Below are 19,315 nucleotides of genomic sequence, written 5' to 3'. Positions count from 1 at the left end.
TGTGTGTCATCTGGCTGCGGTGCGTTTTCATGTCGTCAGCAGGGTGTCTCGGCACCGCGCCGGTAGTACCACCACCAGGTCACGGCCAGGCAGGTGACATAGAAAACAACGAATCCGTACAGCGCCATGTCGGGGCTGCCGGTCAACGTAATGGACGAGCCGTAGCTCTTGGGAATGAAGAAGCCGCCGTAGGCGCCGATCGCACCGGAGAAGCCGACCACCGCGGCCGACTCGATGCTGGCCTGGTGCGCGGCCGTGGCCTTGCCTTCGGCGTTGTCGTTGGCCGACCAGCGCTCATGCAGGGTGCGGAAGATCACCGGGATCATGCGGAAGGTGGTGCCGTTGCCGATGCCACTGAGCACGAACAGCGCCATGAAGCTGAGCAGGAAGCCGTAGAAGTTGCCGCCCTGGCCATGGCTGGGCAGGAAGTGCAGCACGCCGAACACCGCGGCGATCATCAGCGCGAACACCCAGAAGGTCAGACGTGCGCCGCCCCAGCGGTCGGCCATGCTGCCACCCACCGAGCGCATCAGTGCGCCCAGCAGCGGGCCGATGAAGGCATAGGCCAGCGGGTTCACGTCCGGGAACTGGCTCTTCACCAGCATCGGGAAGCCGGCCGAGAAACCGATGTAGGAACCGAAGGTGCCGATGTACAACCAGCACATCAGCCAGTTGTGCTTGCGGCGGAAGATCACCGCCTGCTCGGAGAAGGACGACCGGGCGCTGGTCAGGTCGTTCATGCCAAACCACGCCGCGATGGCGCACAGCGCGATGGCCGGCACCCAGATGAAGCCGGCGTTCTGCAGGAACAGCGGTGCCCCACCCTCCACCGCGGGCTGCGGTGCACCACCCAGCGCACCGAACACGCCCACGGTGATGACCAGCGGAATCACCGCCTGCGCCACCGACACGCCCACGTTGCCCAGGCCGGCGTTCAGGCCCAGCGCCAGGCCCTGCTTCTGCTTGGGGTAGAAGAAGGAGATGTTGGACATCGACGACGAGAAGTTCGCGCCACCGAAGCCACACAGGATCGCGATGGCCACGAACACCCAGTACGGCGTGGCCGGGTTCTGCACCGCAAAGCCGAGCCAGAGCGTCGGCGCCAGCAGCGACGCGGTCGACAGCGCGGTCCAGCGACGGCCGCCGAAGATCGGGATCACGAACGAATAGAAGATGCGCAGGGTCGCGCCGGACAGGCTGGGCAGCGCCACCAGCCAGAACAGCTGGTCGGTGCTGAAGTTGAAGCCGATCTTCGGCAGGCTGATCGACACCGCCGAGAACAGCACCCAGACCGAGAAGGCCAGCAGCAGCGAGGGAATGGAAATGACCAGGTTGCGGGTGGCGACCCGCTTGCCGGTGCGCTCCCAATAGCCGGGATCTTCCGGCATCCAGTCGCTGATGACGCGACCGGGACTGGCAGTGCTGCGGACAACAGGATCGCTACCGACGGTCATACATGGCTCCAAGGCTGTGGAATGACGTGGGTACTGCTTTCAAGTTGTAACCCGTCGTCATGCAGCCATTAGGCCGTGCTGCACGGACGACGGGGTTGATCTGGATCAATCAGGGGCCGGTTTCCACCCTGCCCCTGACAAATGTCAAACCGATGAAGCGGTGCTGCGGCGGGTCACCCCGCGCTGGCGCACGCTGTCGCGCACGTCTACATCGAACTGCAGCTGCAGCGTGGTGCCGTCGTCCAGGTACAGTGCAAACGCCAGGCCATCGCGGCACGGTAGGCGCCCGGCAAGATCCTCCACCGGCGACCGTGGCAGCACCAGGCGGCAATCGGTGCCGCTGTCGAGCAACACCGCCGTTTCACCGCCATGCAGTGACACGGCCGTACCCCAACCGCCACTGCCACCGAACCGGGTCAGGTTTTCCACCGTTTCACCGGCCAGCAGCTGGGCCAATTCGGCCTCGTCCAGGCGCAGGCGCATTGTCTGTTCTTGCAACTGCACCTTCATGAGGCAACGTCCTCCCATTGGGCGGGGGTATTGCAGTTGACCAGGGCGCTTTCATCGGCATGGGCCAGGCGCAGCGTGTGTGCGTCCAGCCGGTGTTGCAGGGCCTGCAGGGAACGCGGGCCAAGGGGATCGTGGATCATGTTTTCGAGGATCGTGCGACTTTCATTGTCCACATTAAACAGCATCGGAAGCGGGTGTCCGTCAAAGATCGTGCAAGCGCTGCGATGACCGTCACGCAATTGTTGCAGCAGATCCGGGGCCAACCGCGGCGTATCCACCGGCACCACCCAGGCGGGGCCATCGGGCATCTGCATTGCCACGCTGAACAGGCCTCCCAGCGGACCGCACCGTGTGATCCGGTCGGGCACGCCGCCGAAGGCCGGGTAGCGGCCGCTTACCCAGACACGGTCTGCCCCGGCCAGACGCAACGTGCCGCGCATGTGCTCCAGCAGCGTGCGCCCTTGCCAGGGTAGCAGCGCCTTGTCGCGGCCCATCCGGCTGGACAGGCCACCGGCCAGCACGATGCCGGCGATGGTCATCGGTGACCGCCATCCACGCATGGCGTGGATCTACTGGGGTCAATGGTGGTGCTCATGTGCCGGTTCACTGTCGGTGTGGCACAAGGTGCAGCCCTCGCTCCATTCGCTGTCGCCGTCTTCGTAGTGCTCCTGCTTCCAGATCGGGCATTGGTGTTTCACCGCCTCGATCAGCTGCCGGCACGCCCTGAACGCTTCATCACGGTGCGGGCTGCCCGCAGCCACCACCACCGCCACATCGCCAATGCCCAAGCGACCCTTGGCATGTGCCACGTACACCTTCAGCTTCGGCCCGAACGCCGCCTCGATCTCCGCCGCCAAGCGCTGGATCTCGTTCAGCACCAGCGGTTCGAACAGGTCGTAGGTGATGCCGGTCACCGGCCGCCCCACATTGAAGTCGCGTACCTTGCCGATGAACACATCGATGCCGCCGAATGCCGGGTCGGACACCGCCGCGATGCCTTCGGCCGGATCGATGGCGCGCTGCGCGCGGTCCACCACTTTCGCAGTCACGTTGCTCATGGCTCAGCCCCCACTCACCGGCGGCAGGATCGCCACCTTGCCATCGGCGGGCAGCGCCTCGTGGTCACGCAGAACGCGCTGCTGGTCGGCAAAGGCCGAATAGTCCAGCAACCCGGCGCGGAACCCGGGAAAGCGCACCGGCAACAGCTCACGCAACGCCTGGCGCAGATCGGCCACGGTGCCACCGGCCACCTCCAGCGCGATCTCGCGGCTGGCATCCAGATCGGAAAACGCACCGAACAGCTGCAGATTCACCTGTTTCATCATGACTCCTGGTTCGCCAGCTGCAGCGGGTCCTGATGGCCCCAGCCCTGCACGCGCACCGGTGTGCCGGCCGTGGCCAGGTCACCCTCGCCCTCCAGCACCACCCAGGCGTTGGCCTGCAGCATGGATTTCAAACGGAACGATTCCTGGCCCGCCAGCACGCGCGCGCTCAAGCGCCCCTGCGCGTCCAGTTCCACCCGAGCCCGCGCGTGGAAGCGCAGGCCCGGCGGCTTGCGCACGTCGGCCTGCAACGGCAGCTGCAGCATCGGCTCGGCAGCCAGGCCCAGCAGGCACCGCAGCACCGGTTCAACGAAGAAACGCTGCCCCACCGCCGCCGACACCGGGTTGCCCGGCAGACCGAAATACAGCGCGCCGCCCGGAAGCACCGCAAACAGCAACGGCTTGCCCGGGCGGATCGCCACTTTGTGGAACACGATGCGGGCGCCACGCGCGCGCAGCGCATCGGGAATGAAGTCGTAGCGGCCGGCTGACACCGCGCCGGTACTCACCAGCACCTGTGCCCCTGCCGCCAGCGTGTCATCCAGCACGGCATCGAAGGCAGCCACTTCATCGCCCACCGTGCCCTGCCACACCACCTTGGCACCGGCGGCCTGCAGGCGGCCGATCAGATAGGGCCGGTTGCTGTCACGGATCTGTCCGGAGTCCAGCGCCTGCGCCGCTTCGGTCACCAGTTCCTTGCCGGTGGCAATGACAGCGACCTTCGGCCGTGCCACCACCGCCACCTCGGCCACGCCGATGGCATGCAGCAGGGTGCGCGCATTGATGTCCAGCGCCTGCCCGGCCTGCAGCACGCGCTCGCCTTCTTCCACGTCCTGCCCCCGCAGGCGCACGTTCTGGCCAGGCTTCACCGCGCTCTTCAACGCGATGCGGGTCGGTCGGCCCTCCTCGCTGGCGAGGATCTCCACGTTCTCGATCGGCACCACCGTATCCAGCCCGACCGGCATGCGCGCGCCGGTCATGATTTCCCAGGCACCTTCGCCGCCCTCGGCACCGGCATCGCCTGCCGCCTGCCAGCCCTGCACCGCAAACCCGGTACCGCTTTCGAAGGGCGTGCCGTTGGCGCGCAGCGCGAAGCCGTCCATCGCCGAATTGTCGAACGGCGGCAAAGACTGCCCGCTGATGATGTCCGTGGCCAGGATGCGACCCCCCGCCTCATGCAGCGCCAGCCGCTCGGCCGGCAGCGGTGTGGCTGCCTCCATCAAGTGCTGCAGCGCTTCGCTGTAGGCGATCATGCGTGGCCACCGCCATCGACCATCGCCAGCGCGTGGCCCAGCACCGGTGCCAGAATGTCCAGACACTGCGCGGCCGCACGCGGGCTGCCCGGCAGTGCAAATACCAGCATGTCATCCAGCTGCACCACCTCGGCACGGCTCAGCCAGGCCATCGGCGTGTGCTGCGCACTCAACGCGCGCACCATCTGCGCCAGGCCGTGCACCGGTCGCGCGTTCAACGAACGCAGCGCTTCCGGGGTCAGGTCGCGCGCGCCAAGCCCGGTGCCGCCGGTACACAGGCACAGGCGTACGCCCTCGCCCGCCAGCGCACGCAGGCGGCCCGCCAGCGGCTCGACGCCATCGGGCAGTACCTCGGCAGCCACCACCTCGCCACCGAGCGACTGCAGCCCGCTCACCAGCTTCGGCCCGGACTCGTCGGCATACGTGCCCTCGCTCGCGCGATCGCTCAGGGTGATCACCGCGCAGGCAGCACCGTTCAAGCCCTTCGGCGGGCGCGGCCTGAAGCGCTCGCGCTCACCATCGTCCATGCCATCCGGATGCAGCCACAGGCCACGCTTGCCGCCTTCCTTGAACAGCAGGCGGATGCCCTCGATGCGCAGCGCCGGCTCCACCGGCTTGCTCAGGTCGTACAGGGTCAGCAGTGCGGCGTTCACCCCGGCCAGTGCTTCCATTTCCACACCGGTGCGTGCCTCACTGGCGCATTCGCACCACACGCGGATCGACTGCCGTTCCGGCACCGGCGCGCAATACACCTGCACCAGTTCCAGCGGCAACGGGTGGCACAGCGGCATCAGCATCGAGGCCATCTTCGCCCCCTGCAGGCCTGCAATCTCGGCCATCACCAGCGCATCGCCCTTGGGCAGGCGGCGCTCGACAATCAGCGGGTAGGCCACCGGTCCAGCATGCAGCTCGCCCACCGCCACGGCGCGGCGGCGGGTAACGCGTTTGTCGCGCACATCGGCCATGTGGAAGGCCGCAGTCAATTCACCACTCATCGTGTTCCTCATCCTCCGATCGATGCCAGGTGCGGGGTCAGCCCGGTCTGGCCCTGGTGCAATCCGTGCCCGGCCGCTTTCAGGCCAAGCTGTGTGGTGATGCGTGCCAGCAGCGCGTCCTGGTCATCGTCGCTCTGCAGCAGCGGGCGCAGTGGCACGCCGAATTCGCCGAACAGGCACAGCCGCAGGTCGCCCTTGGCGGTCACCCGCAGGCGGTTGCAGCCCTTGCAGAAGTCACGCGAATACGGGGCGATGATGCCCACCGTTCCGCGATGCTGCGGGTGGCTGAATTCACGCGCCGGGCCGGCATCGGCCGCGCGCGGGCGCTCATGCCAACCAGCGGCATGCAGCTGGTCGATCACGTGTTCGGCACGCAGGTGGTGCCGCTGGAAATAGGCTTCGTTGTCGCCGGTACGCATCAGTTCGATGAAGCGCACGCTGAAGGGACGGTCACGCAGGAACTCCATCCACTGCGGCAGCTCGTCGTCGTTCAGGCCGCGCAGCAGCACCGCATTGAGCTTGATGGCCGGCAGGCCCAGTGCCTGCGCCATCTCCAGCCCTTGCTGGATTTCCGGCAGGCGGTCGTGGCCGGTGATGGTGCTGAAGCGCTCGCGCTGCAGGCTGTCCATGCTCACGTTCAGCGCGGTCAGGCCGGCGCGGTGCCAGCCCGGCAAGCGGCGCGGCAGCAGCGTGCCATTGGTGGTGATGGCCACCTTGCGGATGCCCGGCACGGCCGCCACCGTGGCGATGATCTCGTCCAGGTCCTTGCGCAGGCTGGGCTCACCACCGGTCAGGCGGATCTTGGTCATCCCCAGCATGGCAAACGCACGCACCAGGCGCGCGATCTCGTCCACCGCCAGGAAGCGCGGGCGGCCATCGGCCTGGTAGCCATCGGGCAGGCAGTAACTGCAACGGAAGTTGCAGGCCTCGGTCAACGACAGGCGCAGGTAGGGAAAGCTGCGCCCGAATCCGTCGGTGAGTTGGCTCATGGCTGGTCCACCTTGTTGTTCCACCGTCTTGCCTGTGCCCGGAACGGCCCGGATACCCTCGCCTGCTGAGACTGACGCCAGCCTACGCGGCACGCATTGGCAACGGGATGACTTAAATCAATCGCCACCGGCCACGCTGCGCGGGCGTTATGGCAGCATGCGGCTTTCCGTGCCATCTGCGTGTGACAGCCATCATGATGATGAACGATTTCCAGCAATTGCTGCAGGCCGCCAGCGAGCAGGCCGAACCGCAACGCCTGCTGTTCGTGTTCGCCCGCGCCGACCTGCCCGAATCGCCCACCGACGACCAGCGTGACCGGCACGACCGCCGCGAAGGCGGCACCCTGTCGCCGGTGTTGTGCGTGGACAAGCTGCCCGTTGAAGTCCCCAGCTTCCAGGCGTTGGCCAGCGAGTCCACCACCACCGGCGTGGAGTGGGACATGGTGTTCGTGGCAGCAATGGATGGACGTGCAGGCTTCGCCCCCACCACCGACGAGGCCACCCGTCCGCTGCGACTGATGGTCAACGCCATCAACGATGGCCAGATCGGCCGCTTCGCCGCCTTCGACCGCAGCGGCGAGCCGATCCAGTTCTATTGAGCCACCAGCTGCAGGGTCAGGAAGAAAATCACCAGTACCGTATTCAGGCCCCAGGCCACGGTCAGCCCGCGCGCGGCAACGCCCAGGTTCGGGGTGCGCGCGGTGGGTGCCGCTCGCCAGACCGCCGGAATGATCCAGCCGGTATAGAGCAGCAGCACGGCGAACGTCGCCAGCACCAGCGTGGTGCGCTGGTTGGCCAGGGCCCAGAGGGCAACGGCCCAGAGAATGTTGCTGGGAATGACCCCTTGCAGCCAGAAGACGTTCCAGAGGCGTGAACGGCCTTGGGTTTCGGGCGAGGGGTGCAGTGACGCGGTGGCTGTCATAAGTCTCCTTTGTGTTTAGGAAACGTGCTGGGCAAGCCTGCGCTCGGTGGCTGGGAACGTCAACAGGCGTCGCCCCCCCCTGTGGCCGGCGCTTGGGGAGTGTGGGACCTGGACGGGCGCGGACCTGGATGAGATTGGACCGTGGTGGGTGCGGGCCGTGGTCCGCACCAGTCCGTCCCGAAGGTCTCTCCCTGCCGCCATCGACTTACGATGCTCCATGCGTTGTTTACGCTTGCCAGCCGGCGTCACCTTCGTGGCACCGGCCGGCAATCCGTCTGCCGGCTATGGCGGGCCGTGCGTGGGGGCCCTGTGCCCGCCGGCTTGAGATCAACCCGGAGTTCGAACCTCGTACCGTCAGCCACCTCTTGTGCGGCGGCTACCGATTGCGTTGCACGGAGCCTTGCCATGAACGGATCTGATCATTCCTATCTGCACGCCTGGCATTGACCGAACAGGTGAGTGCGCGGATGCGGCCGGACGGTTGAGCGTGGCTCGCGCGGTGTACTCCGGTTGCTGGCAGTCGAAGGCCGGCGAGATGGAAGCTCGCCGGCGTGCACGATGCAAACACTCTTTGGTCCGATTGCGGATGGCTGGACTCAATCGACTTGATCGGTAGACATCAAATTGGCGCCAAACGAAGCTGACAACTCGACTCATCCTGATAGATGTCGGCAAATGCGAGAATTGTCGAAATCAAGACTCATGGATGCCATGGTGCTGCTGCAGATCGAGTACAAGGTGTATCCCCCGATAGGCCACTTTTTCGCGGCACGCTCTGCTGCCGCACTGGTGTCCGCTGCACATGACCTTATCCAGAACGTCCACTGCGAAGGGGAGCTCCCGCTTGACGTGGATACCCAGAGAGTCCTGGAATCGCTTGAGGCCAGCCGCGCCTGCATGGATCATGAGGGGCATTTGCATGGATCATGGGGGGCATTTGATTCATCCCGGTGTAGGCCAGATAGAGCCCAAGGATTGCAGATTGGAGCATTCCCCGTTCCAGCGAATCCCCGGAAGGCTTGGGCAGTTTTCCAAGCGCACCGATCAAGGCAGACTGGTCAAATGTGGACCAGACGTTACCGCTGAGGCCCTTGATTGCCGGCATTCCCAGATCCGAAATCGCAATCCCAGCCATGTTTGCTGCGCAAAGCATTTTGCATCAACTTCGCGGCGCGAACATGCGGAAGCACAGTTCCATATCGAACTTCACCCGCACGCCCGGTCTGTGCGCCAGACAGTGCGATGCAAGCAATCATGCCGAGAGAGAACAGTGAGAATAACCAGTGACCAGTACTCACCCATTGACCTGCTTGCCGAGATTGTGAGGCGTCGCGGCACGACCGCTGCCGACACCAGAAGGTTCTTCGTTGATGAGAAAGCCAAGCACGACTGGCTGGTTGAGGAGTGGACGAGCCGAATCGATGCAATGCTGGAATCCTTCAGGCGCTATGGGTTCGATGTACACGCGACCCAGCACATCAGGGACCAGGGCGTTGACATTCTGTTGCGCGCGGATGATCACCACGGCAAAAGCTGGAAGTTGGGCCTGCAAGTCAAGGGAGAGCTGGAAGCCCAACGCGACAAGAAGAAGAAAGCAGGTCAGGAATCAATGATTGGCACCCTCAAACGACAGGCTTTTGAGGCATCGTCGATTGTTGATGAATGGTGGGTCCTTTGTTGCTTCGATCAAACCGAGCACCAGGCATTGGTGCAGGGAATCAGCGCAGAGCTGATCGGGGCAAAGAAGCTGCTGCCCATCAAGGTCCTGGATTCGCGTGCCTGCGCTGCAGCACTTGGGCTCAGCGACGCCGAGGTTGACGCATTTTGTACACTGTTCCTGTGCAGAGACGACGAAATCCTGAAAGCCGCGCGCACGGAAGTGGTGGACTTGCACCCCGCAGCGTCATTGTTCGTCCTTAAGCACCTTGCCAGCGCGTTGTCCGACGGAGAACATATCTCCCGCGAAGAAGTTGCCGCAGCTCTTGAAGATTTCGTGCAGGACGTTGAAGAGGAGAATGAAGAGGACCACGCCTCGTCAGACGATGACGATGAGCATGACTCCGAACTCCTCGCGGTAGACCAGGAAGAAGATGCTGATGAAGACTTCTCCGAAGTCGAAGATGTGGATACCCGGGAACCAATGGAGGTTCATGACGTTTTGAACGAGCTGGAGTCCAGTGGCTTTCTCGAATGGATATCCAATCAGGACAGCTACCGCCTAGTACCCACCACCTTCCCTGGCCTGTGCGCCCTATTCTTCGAGGCTCGGGTCCGGCATGAGCTCCATCCGGTCGCTGCCTCGGAATACATGCGGTGGCTGGTCAGAAGCCACTGGTGATGTCTCCTCAAGTGCCGCGCATTGGCCGGCCCGTCGGCCTTCAACCGTCCGCTCAACAGCCGTGCCGGCCAGGAATCCGCAAAAGCCCTCCTCAGATGGCACTGCCCTGATAGGGTACGCGCTGCCGCAGATTGCCCGACGGGGTGTCGGGTGCGCCCACCTTCGCGCGCGCGGGCCGAAGGCATCGGCTGATCCAGGGCCCCGCCGAAGCAGCCGAGTGCAGGCCCGGCTGTTCAGCACGCCATCAATTGGCCAGGGCGAAATCCAACCCCGCACACACCGCTGCCACCTGGGCGTCGCTGCATTCCTGCGGATTGGTGCGCGGGCTGTCCGGGTACACCTCGGTGGTGGTGGCATACAGCGCATCGGTGAAGCCGGCACATGCACCGATGGAACGCGACTCGCCCCACACCACGCCCGGCGACTGCAGCGGCATGCCCACCAGATTGCCTTCGGCATCGGCCGGGGCAATGTGGGTGATCGGGGCCACGGCGGCGATCAGCGCCTTCTGGAAGTCGTGCTGCGGGTCTTCGCTGTTGCCGATCACATAGAAGCCATCGGGAATGGTGTCGCGCTCGAACGGCTTGCCATCGCGGGCGCAACGGGCCGGGTCGAACTCGTGCAGGTCACTGTCGGTGGTTTCGTGCAGGTCCAGGTGGACCCGGATGTTGGCCTTGCGTTCGGCCACCCAGCGCATCAGCGAGGCGGCCTCCTCGATCAAGCCGCCGTCACGGAAGCTGCGGTTGGGGTCGATGGCATTGGGATTCCAGCGCTGGATGCGCTCGTAGCCCCACGGGCTCACGCACGGGGCCACGATCAGGTTGAAGCGGCCCAGGTAACGCTCGGCATGCTGTTCCAGGAACTGCAGGGCGCCATGCACGCCGCTGGTTTCGTAGCCATGCACGCCGCCGGTGACCAGCGCGGTCGGCAGGGCCGGGTTCCAGTCGTGGTTCACCACCGCAAACAGCGGGTAGTGGTCCGGGGCATAGTCAAGCTGGCCGTACTGGACCACGTCGAAGCGCTCGTCCAGCCGTTCCAGCGCGGTCACCACGTCCTCGTGGTAGCTGCGCTGCCGCTGCTGGCGGGCCCGCCACTGCGCTCGTTCGGCGTCGCCCCAAGGCTGTCCGGGGGTGCCGATCGGGTAGAACTGCGCAACGGTCATCTCAAGCTCCAGAAGTCGGGGTACGGTGGTACAGCCGACCATTTTAAGCCTTGCGGCCCGATCCTTGCTGGGCATCCGCCCCGCCTTCATACGGACTGCCTCATCTGGTTGTAAAATCAACGGTTTTTGGCCCCCACCCCCTTGATGGCGAACGCAGCGCAGCCGGTCCTGGGTGGACCGGACTTCCTCCGTCTGCTCGCCCGTCTCAGCGACGGCGCGATGCCGGCCTCCAGTCCCGCCCTGACCGATCGCCTCGGCCAGTGGGTGGATTGGAGCCGTGCCGTGGCCCTGGCCGGGGCGCTGGATGGCCGCCTGGCTGAACCGGCCGAGGCCGCCGAAGCACTGGATGATCTGCTGGCCGACTGCGCCCAGGCCGAAGCGAGCCTGTTGGCCTCGCTGAGCGAGGATGCCGAGGCCGAGCGCCTGCTGGATCTGGCCGAGGCCGCGGCCGCGCCCAACTTCGCCTCGTTGCGGCAGCGCTACCGGGTGCTGCAACAGGCCATCCAGACGGCTGCCGGCCGCCTGCGTGGGCGCCTGCGCGACCAGCTGGCACTTGCGTCGCCGGAGCTGGCGCGACTGGCCGAGGTTGATGCAGTGATGGAACAGACCTTGAGCCCACGCGAGCACAGCCTGCTTGCCACTGCCCCAGCGGTGCTGGGCGCCCGATTCGAACGCGTACACGGCCAGCCCGGCTGGCGCGCATCCTTCCGCCACGACATGCGTACGCTGCTGCTCGCCGAGCTGCAACTGCGCTTCCACCCGATCCAGGGGCTGCTTGCTGCCCTGCGCTCACACTGACCGGAACACCATGTCCAGAACTGTTTTCCACGTCCTTGTTTTCCTTGCTGGCCTGCTGGCCGTGTGCTGGATCGGTGTCGGCTATGTCTCGGTGCACCCGCTGGGTGCCGCCGTGGCCGCGATCATTGCGGCCTGCTATATCGCTGGCGGCGTGGAGCTGTTCCGCTACCGGCAGGCCAGCAATGGCCTGCGTGCGGCGCTGAATGATGTTTCGCTGGCCCAGGACAGCCTGGCACCGTGGCTGGAGCGTGTGCCGCTGGGCCTGCGCAATGCCGTGCGCCTGCGCGTGGAAGGCGAGCGCACCGCCCTGCCCTCGCCGGTGCTGACACCCTATCTGGTGGGCCTGCTGGTGCTGCTGGGCATGCTCGGCACGCTGCTGGGCATGATGGACACCCTGCGCGGCACGGGCCTGGCCCTGCAGAGCGCTACCGACATGGCGGCCATCCGCGGTTCGCTGGCCTCGCCGGTACAGGGCCTGGCCGTCGCCTTCGGCACGTCCATCGCCGGTGTCGCCAGCTCGGCCATGCTGGGCCTGCTGTCGGCGCTGCTGCGCCGCGACCGCCTGCAGGTGGTGCAGCAGCTGGACCGTGCCATCGCCACTGACCTGCACCCGTATTCACAGGCATGGCAGCGTGCCGAGTCGCTGCGCCTGCTGCAGTCGCAGTCTGCGGCGCTGCCTGCGCTGGTCGATCGCCTGCAGGCGATGACCAGCAGCTTCGAACAGCACAGCATGGCCGCCAATGAGCGCCTGCTGGCCGGTCAGGCCGAGTTCCTGACGCAGAGCCAGGCATTGCAGGAACGCCTGGCCACCTCGCTGCAGCAGTCGCTGCGCGAGGGTGCCGAAGCCAGTGCCGCCGCCATCGGGGGCGCGCTGCAGCCGATGGCAGAAACCACTCTGGCGGGTCTGGCAAGCCACGGCCAGGCGCTGCATTCGCGCGTCGAACAGGCCGTACAGCAGCAGTTGAACGGCCTGGCTGAGGGCTTCGAGCGCAGCCGCGTGGCCACCGAGGCCAGCTGGGCCAAAGTGGTGTCCGAACAGACCGATGCACAACGGGCACTGGTTGCCGAACTGCGCCAGCATCTGCAGGCGTTCAGCGATGGCCAGAGTGCGCAGGGTGAAGCGCTGGTGGTGCGCATCGGCGAGCGCTTGCAGGCCGACGCCAGTGGCAACGCCGACGCCTGGCGCGCCGCTGCCGAACAGCAGCATGCGTTGAACAGTGAACTGGTCGAGCGTCAGCAGCAGGCACTGCAGCGTGCCAGCAGCCATCTGGACGAACGTGCGCAGACGCTGCTGCAGGCGCTGGATGAGCGCCACGCCGCCGGCCAGTCGTTGCTGCAGGAGCACGAACAGCAGCGCGTGCAGGGCTGGCAGGCCGCGCAGGCCGCCACCGCCACGGCGCATGCCGACCTGCAGGCGGGCCTGGATGCACGCGAACAGCAACGCCAGCTGCGTTGGGACGCGGTAAGTACCGAGCTGCAGCAGGCGCACGCGGCGTTGCAGGCCCAGCTGTTGGCAGGCGACGAACAGCGCCTGCAGCGCTGGAGCGACGTCTTGCAGGCCATTTCGACCGACCTTGCCGAACGCTTGCAGGCCGATGGCGAACGCCTGTCCACACAGCAACAGCAGGTGTGCGACACGCTGGCGCAGACCGCACAGCAGATCGGCGAGAACGGCCGCGCACAGGCCAGCGCCACGCTGGCCGAAGTATCCACCCTGCTGCAGACCGCGGCCGAGGCGCCGAAGGCCGCCGCCGAGGTCATCAACGAGCTGCGCAGCACCCTGTCCGAAAGTCTGGTGCGCGACAACGCGATGCTGGAAGAGCGTGGTCACCTGCTGGCCACCGTGCAGACCCTGCTGGAGGCGATCAACCACGCCTCGCACGAGCAGCGCACTGCCGTGGACGCGCTGGTCGGGGGTTCAGCTGAACTGCTGGAACGCGTCGGCAACCGCTTCACCGACCACATCACCGCCGAGACCGGCAAGCTCGATGGCATCGCCACCCTGCTCAACGGCAGTGCCGGCGAGGTGGGTCAGCTGGCCGGCACCTTCGGGTCCGCGGTCGAGCAGTTCGGCGCCGCCTCGGCGGAGTTGTCGGGACGCCTGGAACAGATCGGCGGTGCATTGGATGCCTCGCTGGCGCGCAGCGATGAGCAGCTGGCGTACTACGTGGCACAGGCGCGCGAGGTGGTCGACCTCAGCCTGCTGTCGCAGAAGCAGGTGATGGAAGAACTGCAGCAGCTGGCCACGCGCCGCGGCAAGGCCGGCAGCGCATGAGCGACGAGCTGGAGGTCGATGGCGGCTCGCATACCCCGATCTGGGCCGCCTTCGGCGATCTGATGTCGGTACTGCTGGGTGCGTTCGTGCTGATCCTGGTCGGTGTGGTGGCCGTGCAGCTGGAGCTGTCGCAGCGGCTGGACCAGGAGGTCAAGCAGCGCCAGGCCGAAGCCAAGCGCCTGCAGACGCTGGAACAGGCGTTGGCAGGCCCGCTGGCCGCCGGCCGTGTGACCCTGGTCGACGGTCGCATCGGCATCAGCGGTAGCGTGCTGTTCGCATTGAACTCGGATCAGTTGCAGCCGGAAGGCCAGGAGCTGCTGCGCAGCCTCGCCGCTCCGCTGGCTGCGTATCTGGGCACCCGCGAAGAGATCCTGATGGTCAGCGGCTTCACCGATGACGCGCCAGTACGCGAAGGCAACCGCCGCTTCGCCGACAACTGGGAATTGTCGGCACAGCGCTCGCTGACCGTGACCCGTACCCTGATCGCCGATGGCGTACCGGCCGATGCGGTGTTCGCCGCTGCGTTCGGCAGCGAGCAGCCGGTCAGTTCGAACGCCAACGAAGATGGCCGCGCGCGCAACCGTCGTGTGGAGATCGCGCCGATTCCCAAGCCCAAGGCCGCTGCGCCCGGCGAAAAGAGCGGCAATGGCAGCTGAGCCCTCGCCACTGGACGGATTGCGTGCGCTGGTGCGCGACCTCGACGACGGGTCGCGTTCGCTGCCGCACTACCCGCAGGTGCCGATGCTCAACGACGTGCGCCGCGAGTGGTCCGAGCTGCGCAGCGAACTGCAGGTGCGCCGCTCGCTGCGTACCGAGGCCCCGGCCGACGGCGGCCCGCTGAACTCGGCGGTGCTGGTACAGCGCATGCTGGACACGATGCAGGCGACCAGCCCTGGCTACCTGCGCCATTTCATCGACTACGTGGACACGCTGTCCTGGCTGCAGGCATTGCAGGATGGTGCAGCCAGCAGCGGTGACGCAGCAAAGCCCAAGCGCACACGCAAGCCACGCAACGCGGGTTGAGTGCACGTTGACGCCGACCTGGATCGGCGATTCTGGTACAGGCCAACCTTGGTTGGCGCTTCTCCATCAATGCGACACATCGACGATTCGGCGCCGCGCATGCCGACCAAGGTCGGCATCTACCTCGTCCGTGAAGCTCCTTGTAGAGCCGAGCCCATGCTCGGCTGCACCCGAAAGCAGCTGAGCAGGGGCTCGGCCCTACAGGTCTGCGCCTCACAACAACTGAACATGTCACCAGACAGTCATCTGTCTAGCGCACCATTTTCACGTTGATCGAACGGCGCCTCGGGCGCCCGTGATCGCATCGCGTGTTTCCCCTTTCACCTGCCTGAGCTCCGTGTCCACGCGGCGGCTCGCGCCTGCCTGAGTGCCTGCTCCATGACCAAGACCGTGTTGGCTGCTGCGTTGTCCCTTGCCCTTGCGCCGACCGCATGGGCGCAGCAGGCGCCTTCCGCCACCGACCTCGATGCCGTTTCAGTCATCGGCAGCGGTGAAGCGCGCCAGGTGCAGCGCATCACCCGCGAGAACCTGGACATCCTGCCGCCCGGCACCAGCCTGCAGAAAACGCTGAACCTGCTGCCCGGTGTCAACGCGCAGTCAGCCGATGCGCTGGGCACCAACGAGCAGTCGATGACGCTCAGCCTGCGTGGTTTCAACTCCACCCGTCTCGGTTACACGCTGGACGGCGTGCCGCTGGGCGACGGTGCATACAACAACTACAACGGCCTGACCATCAACCGTGCGCTGATCAGCGAGAACATGGCCGGCGCCGAGCTGGCCGTGGGCATCGGCAGCCTCGGCACGCCGTCCACCAGCAACCTCGGCGGCACCATCTCCTACACCTCCGACCGCCCGGCCAAGGAACTGGGTGGCCGCGTGGTGCAGACCTTCGGCAGCGATGCCAACCGCCGCACCTTCGTGCGCGTGGACAGCGGCGAGTACAACGGATTCTCCGGCTACGTGTCGGGCATGAACGCCGTCTCGGACCTGTGGAACGACCAGACCGCCTACAACAAATCCACCACCAAGCAGTTCAATGCCAAGGGCGTGTGGAACTTCGGCCGTGGCCAGATCACCGGATTCGTCGATACGTCGCGCACCACCCAGGCCGACTACTTCTACCTGTCCAAGGACGAGATGTCGCGCGGCCTCGGCTGGGACTGGGGCGGCTACGCGCCGGACTGGAACAAAGCCGTGGCCAAGGCCTACTGCAATACCGCCAGCTTCAACGCGAAGAAGTGCGACAACAGTGGCCCGGACAAGGATGCCGACGGCGCGTTCACCGCCGGACAGATCCTGCGCGACGACAACCTCTACTACCTGGCCGGTGACTTCTTCCTGGCCGATGGCTTCAGCCTGCGCGCCCTGGCCTACCACCACGATGATCGCGGCGAAGGCCACAACTGGAACAGCGGCGCGTGGTCGAACAAAGGTACGGCGCAGGAGATCCCGATCATCTTCCGCAACACCATCTACACCATCGACCGCGATGGCGGCACGCTGTCGTTCGACTGGGAACTGGGCGCGCATCGCATCGAGGGCGGCGTCTGGTACGAGCGCAACACCAGCAGCGCCGAGCGCTACCAGACCGCCGTGGATGGCCCGCGCGACCTGAGTGGCATGAACAGCCTGCCCTCCGACGTTGGCGTGTTCGCCCAGCGCACGCGCTGGAAGACCCATCAGTTCTTCCTGAAGGACACCTGGCGCCTGCTCGATGATCGCCTGACCCTGGAGTTCGGCGCCAAGAGCCCGCATGCCACCTCCGACGCACAGGCCCTGCCCGGTGACGCGAAGACGCCGATCTCGCCGACCTCGAACAACCAGTTCGCCACCGGTTCGCTGAAGGCCAGCAAGAACTTCCTGCCCAGCATCGGCGCCAACTTCCGCCTGGCCGAGCACCACGAAGTGTTCGCAAGCTACGCCGAGAACATCGCCATGTTCCAGGGCGGGTTCAAGCTGGGCCCACAGGCGGTCAGCCAGGCCACCTGGAATGCGCAGGGCAACCTGAAGCCGGAAGAGTCGCGCTCGCTTGAGGCCGGCTACCGCTTCGTCACCGACACCCTGCAGGCATCGCTTGCTGCATACAGCGTTCGCTTCGACAACCGTCTGCTGCAGTACAACCCATGCGACTCGCGGCAGCCGGTCGGACCGACCTGCGGCAACCGCTTCTACAACGTCGGTGGCGTCGACAGCCGCGGTGCCGAACTGACCGTGCTATGGACACCGAACGAGCACTTCAGCTGGTACACCTCGGCGTCGCTGAACCGCTCGACGTATGCCTCCAACTACGTCCAGGCTGGCGTCGAGCAGCAGATCAAGGGCAAGATCCAGACCGACACGCCCAAGCAGCTGCTGGCTACCGAGATCACCTGGCGCGACAACGGCTGGTTCGCCAGCCTGCGCGGCAAGTACACCGGCGAGCGCTTCTACACCTATACCAACGACCAGGGCTTCGGCGGCTTCACCGTGTTCGATCTGGCCGGTGGCTATGACTTCGGCCAGGTCGGCTTCGCCAAGGGCATGCGACTGTCGCTGAACGTGACCAACCTGGGCGACAAGCGTTACGCCAGCAACCTGGATTCGAGCGTGTTCGCACCCAGCGACCCGTCGGGCAAGCTGTATGTGTTCCATGCGTCGGCACCGCGCCAGGTGTTCGGTACCATCGACATCCGCTTCTGATCACCGGCCGAGGAGTCCATCCATGTCCGCTACCGCCCTGCTGCTGGCCGCACTTTCGGTCAGCGGCTACAACGCACCGCATGAAGCCCGCGGCGTGCCGCCACGCGCGGTGGACGTGGGCAGCTCCACCTACGTGGACAAGGGATTGGTCGCCGCCGGGCGATTGCCGGCGGGCACCGTGGACTTCCTCGGCGATACGCTGGGCTCGTTCTCGTCGTTGGAGGTGCAGCCGGGCACGTGGCGGCGCACCGCGCGGGGTTACGAGGGGGTGCTGTGGACCCTGCCGGACCGCGGCCGCAACGACCCGGATGCCGGGCTGTTCTACGACTATGCCGGCCGTCTGGAGCGCATGAAGCTACGCATCGACTGGCCGCAGGGAACGTCCAAGGGCTTCGGCGTGGTGACGATGACACCCGACAAGGGCCTGCTGCTGAAGGACTACAAGGGTCAGCCCTTCACCGGTGCCGACCCGGGTGATCACACAATCAACCAGCGTGGCGTGGTGCTGCCCTCGCCCGCCGTGGGCGCGGGAGCCGGCAAGGTCGCGCTCGATGCCGAATCCCTGCAGTTCACCGCCGATGGCCACTTCTACATCGGCGACGAGTACACCGCCAACGTCTACTACTTCGATGCACAGGGCCAGCTGCAGGGCGTGATCGTGCCGCCGCTGGCGATCCAGCCACAACGCGATGGCAAGCCTGCTTTTGGATCGTTGACCCCACCGCAGACCGGGCGCCGCAACAACCAGGGCGTGGAAGGCATGAGCCTGTCGCCCGACGGCACACGGCTGTTTGTTGCCCTGCAGAGTGCATTGGTCCAGGACAGCGCGGCGGGCAATGCCGCTGGCCGCATCAATACCCGCGTGCTGGTCTACGACGTGTCCAGCAACCCGACGCCGACGCAGCCCGTCGGCCATCACGTGATGATCCTGCCCGCCTATGCCCATGACGGCAAGGGCAAGCTCGACCGTACTGCTGCCCAGAGCGAGCTGCGTGCGCTGGACAACGAGCGATTCCTGATGCTGGCGCGCGATGGCAACGGTCTGGGCAAGGATGGCAACGACCCGATCGTCTACAAATCGGTGCTGCTGGTGAACGTGGCGCAGGCCGCAAATCTGGTTGAGACCGAGTATGAGACCGGCACCGCATCGGTGCTGGCCGACCCGGCTGACGCCATGTTGAAAACCGGCATCGTGCCTGCCCAGGTCAAAGAGGTGCTGAACCTGCTCGACCGGCAACAGCTGGCCTTGGCCGGGCTGGACCTGGATACAGGGCGTGGCCCGCACCCGGGGCTGCTGTCGGAGAAGTGGGAGGCGATGGACGTGTTGCCAGCGCTTGATCCAGAGCATCCGAGCGACGTACTGCTGCTGGTCGGCAACGACAACGACTTCATCGCACGCAGCTGCCGCATGCAGGGCGAGCACTGCGACAGCGCGTACGACAACGACAACCGGCTGCTGGTGTATCGGCTCACCCTGCCGTAGCCACTACCCATCAGGCCACGATAGATTCTGTAGAGCCGAGCCCATGCTCGGCTGCTCCGCACGGAATGTTCCCGCGTTGAGTAATAAGCCGAGCATGGGCTCGGCTCTACAT

The 19,315-nt window shown here is 65.8% G+C and carries 18 protein-coding genes; 8 read left to right on the top strand and 10 right to left on the bottom strand.

Annotated elements, in window-relative coordinates:
• Positions 1 to 35 precede the first annotated feature (35 nt).
• The 8 genes from HUT07_RS08275 to moaA all read right to left on the bottom strand — a co-directional run bounded on the left by HUT07_RS08275 (position 36) and on the right by moaA (position 6,523).
• The gene (locus HUT07_RS08275; RefSeq protein WP_176020532.1) at positions 36 to 1,454 is read right to left on the bottom strand and encodes a NarK family nitrate/nitrite MFS transporter; all 1,419 of its coding nucleotides are present in this window, start codon (positions 1,452 to 1,454) and stop codon (positions 36 to 38) included.
• 144 nt (positions 1,455 to 1,598) lie between these two features.
• On the bottom strand, positions 1,599 to 1,964 hold the full coding sequence (locus HUT07_RS08270; RefSeq protein ID WP_176020531.1) for a hypothetical protein: 366 nt from the start codon (positions 1,962 to 1,964) through the stop codon (positions 1,599 to 1,601).
• Positions 1,961 to 2,503, bottom strand: coding sequence for a molybdenum cofactor guanylyltransferase (locus tag HUT07_RS08265; RefSeq protein WP_176020530.1), 543 nt, complete (start codon positions 2,501 to 2,503; stop codon positions 1,961 to 1,963). The genes HUT07_RS08270 and HUT07_RS08265 overlap by 4 nt, the downstream gene beginning before the upstream one ends.
• A 39-nt stretch (positions 2,504 to 2,542) precedes the next feature.
• Positions 2,543 to 3,022, bottom strand: coding sequence for a molybdenum cofactor biosynthesis protein MoaE (locus HUT07_RS08260; protein WP_176020529.1), 480 nt, complete (start codon positions 3,020 to 3,022; stop codon positions 2,543 to 2,545).
• 3 nt (positions 3,023 to 3,025) lie between these two features.
• A complete protein-coding gene (locus HUT07_RS08255; protein WP_049463966.1) occupies positions 3,026 to 3,286 on the bottom strand; it encodes a MoaD/ThiS family protein in 261 nt (86 codons plus the stop codon).
• The gene (gene glp / locus HUT07_RS08250; RefSeq protein ID WP_176020528.1) at positions 3,286 to 4,539 is read right to left on the bottom strand and encodes a gephyrin-like molybdotransferase Glp; all 1,254 of its coding nucleotides are present in this window, start codon (positions 4,537 to 4,539) and stop codon (positions 3,286 to 3,288) included. Before glp ends, HUT07_RS08255 begins: the two co-directional genes overlap by 1 nt.
• On the bottom strand, positions 4,536 to 5,534 hold the full coding sequence (gene moaCB, locus HUT07_RS08245; RefSeq protein ID WP_176020527.1) for a bifunctional molybdenum cofactor biosynthesis protein MoaC/MoaB: 999 nt from the start codon (positions 5,532 to 5,534) through the stop codon (positions 4,536 to 4,538). The genes glp and moaCB overlap by 4 nt, the downstream gene beginning before the upstream one ends.
• Before the next feature lie 8 nt (positions 5,535 to 5,542).
• A complete protein-coding gene (gene moaA / locus HUT07_RS08240) occupies positions 5,543 to 6,523 on the bottom strand; it encodes a GTP 3',8-cyclase MoaA (protein WP_176020526.1) in 981 nt (326 codons plus the stop codon).
• 194 nt (positions 6,524 to 6,717) lie between these two features.
• Here moaA and HUT07_RS08235 point away from each other — a divergent pair, with 194 nt between their 5' ends.
• On the top strand, positions 6,718 to 7,122 hold the full coding sequence (locus tag HUT07_RS08235; protein WP_176020525.1) for a ribonucleotide reductase subunit alpha: 405 nt from the start codon (positions 6,718 to 6,720) through the stop codon (positions 7,120 to 7,122).
• Here the strand turns inward: HUT07_RS08235 and HUT07_RS08230 are convergent.
• Positions 7,116 to 7,445 carry a hypothetical protein gene (locus HUT07_RS08230; protein ID WP_176020524.1) on the bottom strand — a complete coding sequence of 110 codons (330 nt, stop codon included), beginning with the start codon at positions 7,443 to 7,445 and terminating at the stop codon, positions 7,116 to 7,118. The genes HUT07_RS08235 and HUT07_RS08230 overlap by 7 nt on opposite strands.
• 1,270 nt (positions 7,446 to 8,715) lie before the next feature.
• On the opposite strand from HUT07_RS08230, the gene xopAX reads away from it, so the two are divergent.
• Entirely contained in the window at positions 8,716 to 9,783 is a 1,068-nt protein-coding gene (gene xopAX / locus HUT07_RS08225) for a XopAX family type III secretion system effector (RefSeq protein WP_176020523.1), read from the top strand.
• Between the two features lie 244 nt (positions 9,784 to 10,027).
• Here the strand turns inward: xopAX and HUT07_RS08220 are convergent, their stop codons facing one another.
• Complete coding sequence (locus HUT07_RS08220; RefSeq protein ID WP_176020522.1) at positions 10,028 to 10,945, bottom strand: M14 family metallocarboxypeptidase; 918 nt, start codon at positions 10,943 to 10,945, stop codon at positions 10,028 to 10,030.
• Positions 10,946 to 11,089: 144 nt separating this feature from the next.
• Between HUT07_RS08220 and HUT07_RS08215 the strand changes: the two genes are divergently transcribed.
• From HUT07_RS08215 to HUT07_RS08190, 6 genes are all read left to right on the top strand, one after another.
• Positions 11,090 to 11,743 (top strand): DUF3348 family protein, encoded by a 654-nt coding sequence (locus HUT07_RS08215; RefSeq protein ID WP_176020521.1) that lies wholly within the window; start codon positions 11,090 to 11,092, stop codon positions 11,741 to 11,743.
• Between the two features lie 10 nt (positions 11,744 to 11,753).
• Positions 11,754 to 14,018, top strand: coding sequence for a DUF802 domain-containing protein (locus HUT07_RS08210; RefSeq protein ID WP_176020520.1), 2,265 nt, complete (start codon positions 11,754 to 11,756; stop codon positions 14,016 to 14,018).
• Positions 14,015 to 14,674: an OmpA family protein gene (locus tag HUT07_RS08205; protein ID WP_176020519.1), complete on the top strand. Its 660-nt coding sequence runs from the start codon at positions 14,015 to 14,017 to the stop codon at positions 14,672 to 14,674. The genes HUT07_RS08210 and HUT07_RS08205 overlap by 4 nt, the downstream gene beginning before the upstream one ends.
• Positions 14,664 to 15,041, top strand: coding sequence for a DUF2894 domain-containing protein (locus HUT07_RS08200; protein ID WP_176020518.1), 378 nt, complete (start codon positions 14,664 to 14,666; stop codon positions 15,039 to 15,041). Before HUT07_RS08205 ends, HUT07_RS08200 begins: the two co-directional genes overlap by 11 nt.
• A gap of 378 nt (positions 15,042 to 15,419) precedes the next feature.
• Entirely contained in the window at positions 15,420 to 17,720 is a 2,301-nt protein-coding gene (locus HUT07_RS08195; protein WP_176020517.1) for a TonB-dependent receptor, read from the top strand.
• Between the two features lie 22 nt (positions 17,721 to 17,742).
• Positions 17,743 to 19,203, top strand: a complete 1,461-nt coding sequence (locus HUT07_RS08190) for an esterase-like activity of phytase family protein (protein WP_176020516.1) — start codon at positions 17,743 to 17,745, stop codon at positions 19,201 to 19,203.
• Positions 19,204 to 19,315 lie beyond the last annotated feature (112 nt).

This window comes from Stenotrophomonas sp. NA06056 (genome assembly GCF_013364355.1).
In the GTDB taxonomy this organism is placed as follows: domain Bacteria; phylum Pseudomonadota; class Gammaproteobacteria; order Xanthomonadales; family Xanthomonadaceae; genus Stenotrophomonas.
This window is presented reverse-complemented; position numbering and strand designations above follow the sequence as displayed.